Origin of the sequence: Algibacter sp., assembly GCF_049667265.1 — a bacterium.
GTDB lineage: Bacteria > Bacteroidota > Bacteroidia > Flavobacteriales > Flavobacteriaceae > Algibacter_B.
The window spans coordinates 1-10393 of sequence record NZ_JBATHX010000417.1 but is presented as its reverse complement, the minus strand read 5'-3'; the positions used below and the strand labels follow the sequence as shown (position 1 = coordinate 10393).

8 protein-coding genes are annotated in these 10393 nt (G+C 32.6%); 5 read left to right on the top strand and 3 right to left on the bottom strand.

The window, feature by feature from the left end:
• Both WBN21_RS14525 and WBN21_RS14520 read left to right on the top strand, forming a co-directional pair.
• On the top strand, positions 1-668 hold a 668-nt coding region (locus WBN21_RS14525), incomplete at its 5' end, for a phosphoribosylformylglycinamidine synthase subunit PurQ (protein ID WP_424201511.1).
• 79 nt (positions 669-747) lie between these two features.
• Positions 748-2175: a T9SS type A sorting domain-containing protein gene (locus tag WBN21_RS14520; RefSeq protein WP_424201509.1), complete on the top strand. Its 1428-nt coding sequence runs from the start codon at positions 748-750 to the stop codon at positions 2173-2175.
• Positions 2176-2265: 90 nt separating this feature from the next.
• Here WBN21_RS14520 and WBN21_RS14515 read toward each other — a convergent pair whose 3' ends face one another.
• The 3 genes from WBN21_RS14515 to pflB form a co-directional block, all read right to left on the bottom strand.
• A complete protein-coding gene (locus tag WBN21_RS14515; RefSeq protein WP_424201507.1) occupies positions 2266-3534 on the bottom strand; it encodes an L-lactate MFS transporter in 1269 nt (422 codons plus the stop codon).
• 131 nt (positions 3535-3665) lie between these two features.
• Positions 3666-4379 (bottom strand): pyruvate formate-lyase-activating protein, encoded by a 714-nt coding sequence (gene pflA / locus WBN21_RS14510; RefSeq protein ID WP_424201513.1) that lies wholly within the window; start codon positions 4377-4379, stop codon positions 3666-3668.
• 116 nt (positions 4380-4495) lie between these two features.
• A complete protein-coding gene (pflB, locus tag WBN21_RS14505) occupies positions 4496-6721 on the bottom strand; it encodes a formate C-acetyltransferase (RefSeq protein WP_424201505.1) in 2226 nt (741 codons plus the stop codon).
• Positions 6722-7111: 390 nt separating this feature from the next.
• Here pflB and WBN21_RS14500 point away from each other — a divergent pair, with 390 nt between their 5' ends.
• The 3 genes from WBN21_RS14500 to WBN21_RS14490 all read left to right on the top strand — a co-directional run.
• A complete protein-coding gene (locus tag WBN21_RS14500; RefSeq protein WP_424201503.1) occupies positions 7112-8884 on the top strand; it encodes an AMP-dependent synthetase/ligase in 1773 nt (590 codons plus the stop codon).
• A gap of 123 nt (positions 8885-9007) precedes the next feature.
• Positions 9008-9454: a MarR family winged helix-turn-helix transcriptional regulator gene (locus tag WBN21_RS14495; RefSeq protein ID WP_424201501.1), complete on the top strand. Its 447-nt coding sequence runs from the start codon at positions 9008-9010 to the stop codon at positions 9452-9454.
• A 4-nt stretch (positions 9455-9458) separates the two neighbouring features.
• The coding region (locus tag WBN21_RS14490) for a 3-hydroxyacyl-CoA dehydrogenase family protein (protein WP_424201499.1) at positions 9459-10393 on the top strand (935 nt) is incomplete at its 3' end.

Here is a 10393-nt window from a genome sequence, read left to right as displayed (position 1 = left end):
TTGATGTAAAAGATGTGCACATGACCGATTTAATTTCTGGTCGTGAAACTTTAGAAGATATTCAGTTTTTAGGAGCCGTTGGTGGTTTTTCTAATTCTGATGTTTTAGGATCTGCCAAAGGTTGGGCAGGAGCTATTAAATACAACGAAAAGGCCAATAAGGCAATTCAAAATTTCTTTGATAGAAAGGATACATTGTCTGTTGGAATATGTAATGGATGTCAATTATTTATGGAATTAGAAGAAATAAATCCAGATCATGAGATTCATGGAAAAATGCTTCATAATGATTCTCATAAACACGAAAGTTCATTCACATCGGTTAAAATTCAAGAGAATAATTCAGTTATGCTTTCAACACTTGCAGGCACGACTTTAGGGGTTTGGATTTCGCATGGTGAAGGGAAATTTAACCTTCCATATTCAGAAGACAAATATCATATCGTTGCTAAATATGGGTATGACCAGTATCCTCATAATCCAAATGGTTCAGATTTTAATACTGCAATGATGAGTGATAAAACGGGGCGTCATTTAGTAACTATGCCGCATATTGAGCGTTCTACATTCCAATGGAATTGGGCAAATTATCCTGATGGACGTAAAGATGAAGTAACACCTTGGTTAGAGGCTTTTGTAAATGCTAGATTATGGGTTGAAAAACATTAAAACATAAATTACAAAGTATAAACAAGCACTTACCATTGTAGGTGCTTTTTTTATGCTTTAAAAAGTGTACTTTTATAATATGAAAAATCTTAGTTTATTACTTCTTATTTGTATTTCATGTTGTAGCCTACATTCACAAAACTCTAATGCAAATTCTAATAACGTTAAACGCTATTTTCATAAAAACGGGAATATCTCAATGGAAATGTGGTATGGAAGCGGTAAGAAAAAAGATAGTGTTAAAACCTTTCATAAAACAGGCAAATTAGATGAGGCCTTTTATTATTTAAATGGAAGACTTCAAGGTAATTCCTATAAATATAATCGAAATGGAGAAAAAGTTACAACATGGAATTTTAATAACGGTAGACTTGTAGAGCGCACGGACCATATTATGCAATTCAATAAAAAAAATGAAGAAAAGATTAAAGACCTTCATAATCGATTAAAAGTACTTAATGCTAATTTAATAGCAAACCCTAGCGATACCAAGTCTAGATATAAGAGATCATATATAAGAGGTATGTTAGGAGATAGAGTTTTAGCCCTGAATGATTTAAACTGGAGAATTTATCGTGTTAAAAAAAATGCTGAACGCCGTAAGGTAGAACCTTCAAATAAAGCTCTTGCTAGTATTTATGACAGTAAAGCTTGGATTTATGCGCATTTTGATATGAAAAACCATGCCTCGCATTATATGTACAAAGCTGTTAAATCTGATCCTGAAAATGCGCGACTCCTTTTAAATTTGGGAGCTTATTTATATAGAATAAAGTCTTATAAATTATCCGAACATTTTCTTAATAAGGCATTAAAAATATCACCAAAACATGCATTTGTTCACAGAGTATTAGCAGCCCTGCAAAGTGATTTTGAAGATTATGAAAAAGCAAAATATCATATTGATATTGCGTTTCCTAGAGAAAAGAACTTGATAAAGTATGGTCATGGAGCCGTTCAACGCGACATTAGAACTTTAAGAGGTTTTATACTTCATAATTTAAATGATAGCGAAAATGGTATTATCGATTTAAAAGAAGCTATTCGGCTAAATGAAAATAATTCTTATGCACATAGAAATATTGGTGCCGTTTATTATGAAATAGGTGAATACGAGTTAGCATGTCAGCACTTGCAAAAAGCTAAGAATTTAGACTATGAGATATTCCATGAAAAGGATGATTTACAAGCCTATTTAGAATTGTCTTGTGAAAATGCAGCTTTAGCTAAAAACATCACTAAAACTATAGAACCTAAACCAATCGAAAAACCAAAACTAACGGATAAGCCCTTTGTTTATCCAAATCCAACTAAAGGAATCGTAAACATTAAAAACTTAGCGTTTAAAGATTACAAATATTTGGTGTTTGACCATACCGGTAAACGAGTTGCAGAAGGGGAATCTAAAAACAGTCCTATTGATATTTCTCAATTACCAACGGGAGTCTATATATTTAAGGCAGTTGAAAATAATTTAGTTGAAACTTTTAGACTAATTAAAGAATAGCCAAGATTCCTATTTAAGAAATCATATAAAAATAATAAAAACACTTCCAAAAATTGGAAGTGTTTTTATAACTAATTCAAGTAATAAAGTTTAAACAAACTCTAAATTTTCATCTACTTTATTCTCCATTTTTCGATAAGCTTTTGTGACATTACGTTTCATTAACAATGACACCAATAAAGCGATAATAAATAATCCTGCAAAAACTTCCAGGGTTGTATCTAATGATCCAGTTGCGTTCTTAACCATATCATAAATAGTAGGTCCTACAACGCCAGCCAATCCCCATGCTGCTAACACCATACCGTGGATAGCGCCTAATTGTTTTGTTCCGAATAAATCTCCTAAAAATGCGGGTAAGGTTGCAAAACCGCCTCCGTACATGGTTATTACCGTAAACAACACAATCAAGAAGCTTAGCTCCATAGTCATTTTTGGCAAGAAATAGAATGCTAAAATTTGGAATGCAAAGAATATAATATATGTATTTGCACGCCCTAAATAATCAGACAAACTAGACCATAAAATTCTACCTAACCCATTAAAAACTCCAATAAAACCAACAATAGCGGCTGCTTCCATAGGGGTGTAATTGAGTTTTTCTTGCATCATCGGGCTTGCCGCAGATATGATAGCAATACCACAAGCAATATTAATAAACATCATAATCCAGATGTAATAAAAACGAGGTGTTTTTAATGCTGCATTGGCATCAATATTTGCCATATCTTTTTTAATGGTTTTTCCTTCTCCTGGTTTAAAACCATCCGGCAAGTAGCCTTCTGGAGGTCTTTCAATATATCTTGCAGAAGACAAGATTAATATCATGTATATCACTCCTAAAATGTAAAAGGCATTGGATACTCCAACAGAATCAAATAATGATTGCATTACAGGTCCAAAAATTAAAGCCGCAAAGCCAAAGCCCATAATAGCCATTCCTGTTGCTAAACCACGTCTGTCTGGAAACCATTTCACTAAAGTACTAACAGGAGTAATATAACCTAGTCCGAGTCCTATTCCGCCTATTACACCATAGCATAAATAAAATAGCCATAACGATTCTAATTGAACTGCTAATCCAGAACCTAAAATACCTACACCATAAAATATGCCTGCAGTTGTTCCGCTTATTTTCGGACCTACTTTTTCAACCCATTTACCTAAAAAGGCTGCCGATAAACCTAATAACAAAATGGCAATTTTGAATGCCCATTTTATTACACTTCCATCTACATCAAAAATATCTTTAACTGGGTTTGTCATAACTGAATAAGCATAAACAGATCCAATAGAAATATGGATCCCTACTGCAGAAGCAGCAATTAGCCATCGGTTTTTTAGTTTTTGTGTTTTCATCTGTTGGTTTTTTATTGTTTTTTAATTTGTCAGATGTAATTCGCCATTAAACATTTTTAGTTAACACTAACTTGCTTGTTATGGCTCATTTCATTATTTGTAAAGTTTGAGTGTGCTTCTCAGCTCCACCTTTAGTTGGTTTTTACTTCTTTAAAGTACTTTTGCAGTATACTAACTGCGGATTGTATTTCTTCTTTTGTATTCTCCCTAGCATCTTTCAATTCATACTCCCATCCTAAAGATTCCCATTTATGAACACCTAATTTATGATAAGGTTGCAACTCAATCTTTTCAATGGTTTTGTAATCTTTAAAATACTCTCCCATAGCATGTAATAATTCGGGTGTATTGGTAATTCCAGGTATTAAAACATACCGCAGCCACATTTTTTTTCCAGAGGCTTCTCTATGTTTTGCAAATGTGAATGTTGTTTCTTTATTCCGTTGTCCTGTTATATATTCATACCCTTCCTCTGTCATGTGCTTAATGTCCAGCATTACCAGATCAGCATACTTATCTAATAGTTCTTCTGTAAAATGATTTAATAGCCTACCGTTTGTATCAATATTAGTATGAATACCTTCTTCCTTTAGTCTCTTAAAAAAAGGAATTAAAGCTTTTGCTTGCAACAAAGGTTCTCCTCCTGAAACGGTTACGCCACCTTTCTTACCAAAGTAAGGTTTCGTTTTTAAAGCCATTTCAACAAGCTCTTCAATAGGATATGATTTTCCTCCAGCAGTATCAATTGTATCTGGGTTATGGCAATACAAACATTTTAATTTGCAGCCTTGAAGAAAAACAACCATTCTCACACCTGGTCCATCATGGGTACCAAATGATTCAATAGAGTGTACGTTTAATATGTTATCTTGTGTTTTGATAAGTCAAGGTTTTTAAAAAAAACATCCGAAAAAAAAGTGATTAAACCCCTTTTTCAGATGTTTTCAAAATATTAATAAAACTACATGGATTCGTGGAAAGAACGTGTAATAACTTCCATTTGCTGCTCTTTTGTTAATCTTACAAAATTTACAGCGTAACCAGAAACACGAATTGTTAATTGAGGATATTCCTCTGGGTGTTCCATAGCATCAAGTAACATTTCTTTATCAAGTACATTGACATTTAAATGTTGTGCGTTTTTGATAAAATAACCGTCTATGATGGTTGATAAATTCTCTATTCTTTCATCAGTATCAGCTCCTAAAGATTTTGGTACTATTGAGAAGGTATTTGAAATACCATCTAATGAATCCTTATAATCAATTTTAGCAACTGAACTTAATGAAGCTATGGCACCATTACAATCACGACCATGCATAGGGTTTGCTCCCGGAGCAAATGGAATTCCTTTTGCTCTACCATCTGGTGTTGCTCCAGTTTTCTTACCATAAGATACATTTGATGTAATTGTTAATACTGACATTGTTGGTTCAGCATTTTTATATACTGGTAATTTTTTTAACTCATCATTGAAGTCAGCTACAGCTTTTGCAGCTAATTCATCCACGCCATCCTCATCATTACCAAAGCATGGAAACTCGCCTTGAATTTCAAAATCAACAGTTAAACCTTCTTCATTTCTAATTGGTTTTACTTGTGCATATTTGATTGCTGAAAGTGAATCTGCTACAATGGATAAACCAGCAATACCGTAAGCAATATTAATGCTTGGGTTGGTATCAATCAATGCCATTTGAGCTTTTTCGTAATAGTATTTATCGTGCATGTAGTGAATAATGTTCATGGAATCATTATAAACTCTCGCCACTTCCTTCATAGCTATTTTAAAGTTAGCCATAACTTTATCGAAGTCTAAATATTCACCATCATATGGCTCAATACCTTTAACCATTTGTTTTCCAGTAATTTCACAACGACCACCATTAATAGCTAACAGTAATGTTTTAGCTAAGTTAGTACGTGCTCCAAAAAACTGAATAGATTTACCTAAATCTTGGTAAGATACACAACAAGCAATTCCATAATCATCAGAACCACGTTGTGCTCTCATCATATTATCATTTTCAAACTGAATTGAAGAGGTGTCAATAGCAACTTTAGAACAGTAATTTTTAAAATTCTCTGGTAATTGTTCAGACCATAGAATAGTCATATTAGGTTCTGGTGATGCTCCTAAATTATATAACGTATTTAAGAAACGGAAAGATGTTTTAGTAACCTTAGTTCTACCATCATCAAACATACCTCCAATAGCTTCTGTAACCCAAGTTGGATCTCCTGCAAATATTTCATCATAAGCACTCATTCTTAAATGACGTACCATTCTCAACTTCATCACCATCTGATCAATATACTCCTGAGCTTCATCTTCAGTAATTAAACCTTCTTGTAAATCATTTTCAATATAAATATCTAAAAATGTAGAAGTATTTCCTAAAGACATAGCAGCACCATCTTGTTCTTTAACCGCAGCTAAATAACCCATGTATGTCCATTGCACCGCTTCTTTAGCTGTTACGGCAGGGCGCCCTAAATCTAAATCATAATTATTACCTAAGTCAATGATATCTTTTAGAGCTCTAATTTGTTCTGAAACTTCTTCACGTAAGCGAATAACAGCTTCAGTCATAGGGCCTTTAATTTTTACTAAATCTTTTTTCTTTTCTTCTATTAAGAAATTAATTCCGTAAAGTGCTACACGACGATAATCACCAATAATTCTACCTCTAGCATAGTTATCAGGTAAACCTGTTAAAAATCCTAAAGAACGGAATTTTCTAATTTCAGCGTTATAAACATCAAAAACACCATCATTATGTGTCTTTACATATTTAGAAAACAATTCAGTTAAAGCGTCATTAGGTTTTACACCTTGCTCTTCTAATGCTTTTTGAACTACTTTAAAACCACCAAAAGGTTTCATAGCTCTTTTTAATAATTCATCGGTTTGTAAACCAACGATAACTTCATTTTCTTTATCTATATAACCAGCGGCAAATGCGCTAACTGTTGAAATGGTTTCTGTATCTACAGAGCGTACACCATTATTTTGTCTTTCTTCTTTGGTAGCTTGTTTACAAAGGTCCCATAGCTTTTCTGTTTTGGCACTTGGCCCAACTAAAAAATCATGTGTGCCATGATATGGTGTAATGTTATTTATAACAAAATCTCTAACATTGACCTTTTCAGTCCAAATTCCAGGTTTAAATTGTTTTACTTCCATTATTCTATTTTATTAATATTTTGATAAAAAAATCATGTATGTTTTATATCAGCAAAAGTAAATTCGAAAATCAATAAGAAACCTGATAAAAGTCAGTAAATCAAAGATTTTCAATGGATCTTATTAACGAAAACGTTTGAGTTTTAGTCTCAAAAAAATAATTATTCAACTTTTTGATTCAACTACTTAATAAAACGCAACAAAAAGAAGTTTTGGTTGCAAAAAACAATCATTAATTAATAATTTCGATAGCTTTTTCCTAAAAATAATTATCATATTCTGTTTTTTTGGTATCCGTTTTAGGATTTTAGTAAAATATCTTAAAATGTATATTATTTGAAAATCCTTTTAATTTTCATACTTTGCATTACAGCATTTTAAAAGTTCCCTATGAAAGAGATTACCAGACTTTTTGATTTTCCTTATTATCAATTAGAAAACAAACCTAACGACGCTGCTTTAGTAACTAAATATGATGGCGAGTGGGTTAAAACTTCAACGCAAGAATATATTGACAAAGCTAATGCTGTTAGCAGAGCTTTATTAAAACTTGGTGTTAAAAAGGATGATAAAATTGCCGTAATTTCTACAAATAATAGAACGGAATGGAATATTATGGATATTGGTATTTTGCAAATTGGTGCTCAAAATATTCCGATATATCCAACCATTTGCGCTGAAGATTATGAATATGTTTTAAATCATAGTGAATCCATATATTGTTTTGTTTCCGATGAAGAGGTTTTAGAAAAAGTAAATAAGGTTATAAAAAACACATCCTTAAAAGAAGTCTATTCTTTTGATACAATTAAGGGTTGTAAGCATTATTCTGAATTGTTCGACTTAGGAAAAGACACCGATAATCAAAACGAAGTTGAAGCTAGAAAAAATGAGGTAAAACCGTCAGATTTAGCAACTATTATTTATACTTCCGGAACTACAGGAAAACCTAAAGGGGTTATGCTTTCTCATAGGAATATTACTAGTAATGTTTTAGACAGTACACCTAGAGTACCTTTGAAAAATAATAAGACTAGAGTTTTAAGTTTTTTACCTATTTGTCACGTTTTTGAACGCGTCCTTATATATATATACCAATATGCGGGCACATCAATCTATTACGCTGAATCAATAGATAAAATTGGCGATAATGCGAAAGAAATTAAACCAAATATGATGAGTGTTGTACCAAGGTTGCTTGAAAAAGTGTACGACAAAATTATGGCCAAAGGCGCGGAACTAAAAGGAATAAAAAAAGCTTTATTTTTTTGGGCCGTAAGCTTGGGCGAGAAATGGGAACCTTATAAAAAAAATGGGGCTTGGTATGAGTTTCAATTAAGGATAGCTAATAAACTTATTTTTAGCAAGTGGCGAGATGCTTTAGGAGGGGAATTACACACCATGGTTTCTGGTAGCGCGGCATTACAACCTCGATTAACAAGAATTTTTTCTGCGGCAGGCATGCAAATAATGGAAGGATATGGCCTTACAGAAACCTCACCAGTAGTATCTGTTGGCAAGTATAAAAATAACATGTTTAAAGTAGGATGCGTAGGTATTCCAATTGATAATGTTGAAGTTAAAATTGCTGAAGACGGTGAAATATTAATTAAAGGTCCAAATGTGATGATGGGTTACTATAAAGACCCTGAAAAAACCGCTAGTGTTATGTCTGGTGATTATTTTCACACAGGCGATAAAGGTGAAATTGATTTAGATGGATTCCTAAAAATTACTGGACGTAAAAAAGAAATGTTTAAAACCTCAGGTGGAAAATACATTGTACCAACACTTCTTGAAAACGACCTAAAACAATCACGATTTATAGAACAGATTATGGTAATTGGCGAGGGCGAAAAAATGCCAGCAGCTCTTGTTCAACCTAATTTCGAGTTTATTAAAGAATGGATTGCTCATAAAAAACTTCCAGTAGGAAATTCAAATGAGGACATTGCAAACTCAGAAATCATATATGAAAGAATTCAAAGTGAGGTTGATGAATGCAATAAAAAATTTGGAAATTGGGAACAAATAAAAGTGTTTAAACTAACACCAGATGTTTGGTCTATTGATGCAGGTCACCTTACTCCTACTTTGAAAATGAAAAGAGATATTATTAAAAACAAGTATAAAGATTTAATTGAAAAGATTTACAGACCTTAATTAAATCTAAAAAGACAATCTCCATCTGAATATAATAATACAAACAGGATATCCGTTTTTTTTATGAATTTATTATGCACGCATAATAAATTTTCCTATATTTGGACTCATCAATTAAATTATATGAAGGACAAAACCATAGATTACATGCTAAGAACCACATGGTTAACGGTTCAAAAAATGTATAACGAAGAAGCTTCAAAATTCGGAAGCACTATGGCAACTGGCTTTACTTTATTAAGTATTGACAGAGAAAAAGGAACACCTTCAACAGCTTTAGGTCCAAAAATGGGGATGGAAGCAACCAGTCTATCTCGTATTTTAAAAACCATGGAAAAAAAAGGACTAATAACAAGAAAACCAAATCCTGATGATGGCCGCGGTGTTCTTATTGGTTTAACCGATTTTGGTTTAGAGAAAAGAGCGTATTCAAAAGAAAAAGTATTGTTATTTAACGAGGCTATAAAAAATAATATTTCAGAAGAAAAATTAGAACATTTCTTTGAAGTTGCCGAGCTTATTAATGATATGGTTTGTAATAAAAAAATATACAATCAATCTGATAGTTAAAAAAATGAGCAAACGAAGAATTAAAAAAATAGCCATAATTGGCTCTGGAATCATGGGAAGCGGGATCGCTTGTCACTTCGCCAATATTGGTGTAGATGTCTTATTATTAGATATTATTCCTAGGGAACTAAACGATAAGGAAAAAGCTAATGGCTTAACTTTAGAAGATAAAGTGGTTAGAAATAGATTAGTAAATGATGCCTTAACAGCGTCTTTAAAATCTAAACCTTCACCTATTTATCACCCAAGTTTTGCAAGTCGTATTACTACAGGTAACTTAGAAGACGATATTGCTAAAGTAAAAGATGTAGATTGGATTATGGAAGTTGTAGTTGAAAGACTAGACATCAAAAAAATGGTGTTTGAAAACTTAGAAAAATACAGAACTCCGGGAACATTAATTACATCAAACACTTCAGGAATTCCTATAAAATTCATGAGTGAAGGGCGAAGTGAAGATTTCCAGAAGCATTTCTGCGGAACACACTTCTTCAATCCTGCACGTTATTTAAAATTATTCGAAATTATTCCGGGACCAAAAACTGATGCTTCAGTTTTAGATTTTTTAAATGGTTATGGCGAACAATTCCTTGGAAAAACTTCGGTAGTTGCTAAAGATACTCCAGCATTTATTGGAAACAGAATCGGAATTTTTAGTATTCAAAGTTTATTTCACGCTGTTAAAGAATTAGATTTAACTGTTGAAGAAGTTGATAAATTATCAGGTCCTGTTATTGGTCGTCCAAAATCGGCTACTTTCAGAACGGTTGATGTTGTAGGTTTAGACACCCTAGTTCATGTTGCAAATGGCATTAGAGAAAACTGCCCAAAAGACGAACGTATTGAACTTTTTAAATTACCAGATTTCATCAATACCATGATGGAAAACAAATGGTTAGGAAGTAAAACAGGACAAGGTTTTTACAAGAAAGTAAGAAA

Coding starts and splice junctions, on each gene's coding strand:
- WBN21_RS14520 (WP_424201509.1), top strand. CDS start 748: ATGAAAAATCTTAGTTTATTACTTCTTATTTGTATTTCATGTTGTAGC.
- WBN21_RS14515 (WP_424201507.1), bottom strand. CDS start 3,534: ATGAAAACACAAAAACTAAAAAACCGATGGCTAATTGCTGCTTCTGCA.
- pflB (WP_424201505.1), bottom strand. CDS start 6,721: ATGGAAGTAAAACAATTTAAACCTGGAATTTGGACTGAAAAGGTCAAT.
- WBN21_RS14500 (WP_424201503.1), top strand. CDS start 7,112: ATGAAAGAGATTACCAGACTTTTTGATTTTCCTTATTATCAATTAGAA.
- WBN21_RS14495 (WP_424201501.1), top strand. CDS start 9,008: ATGAAGGACAAAACCATAGATTACATGCTAAGAACCACATGGTTAACG.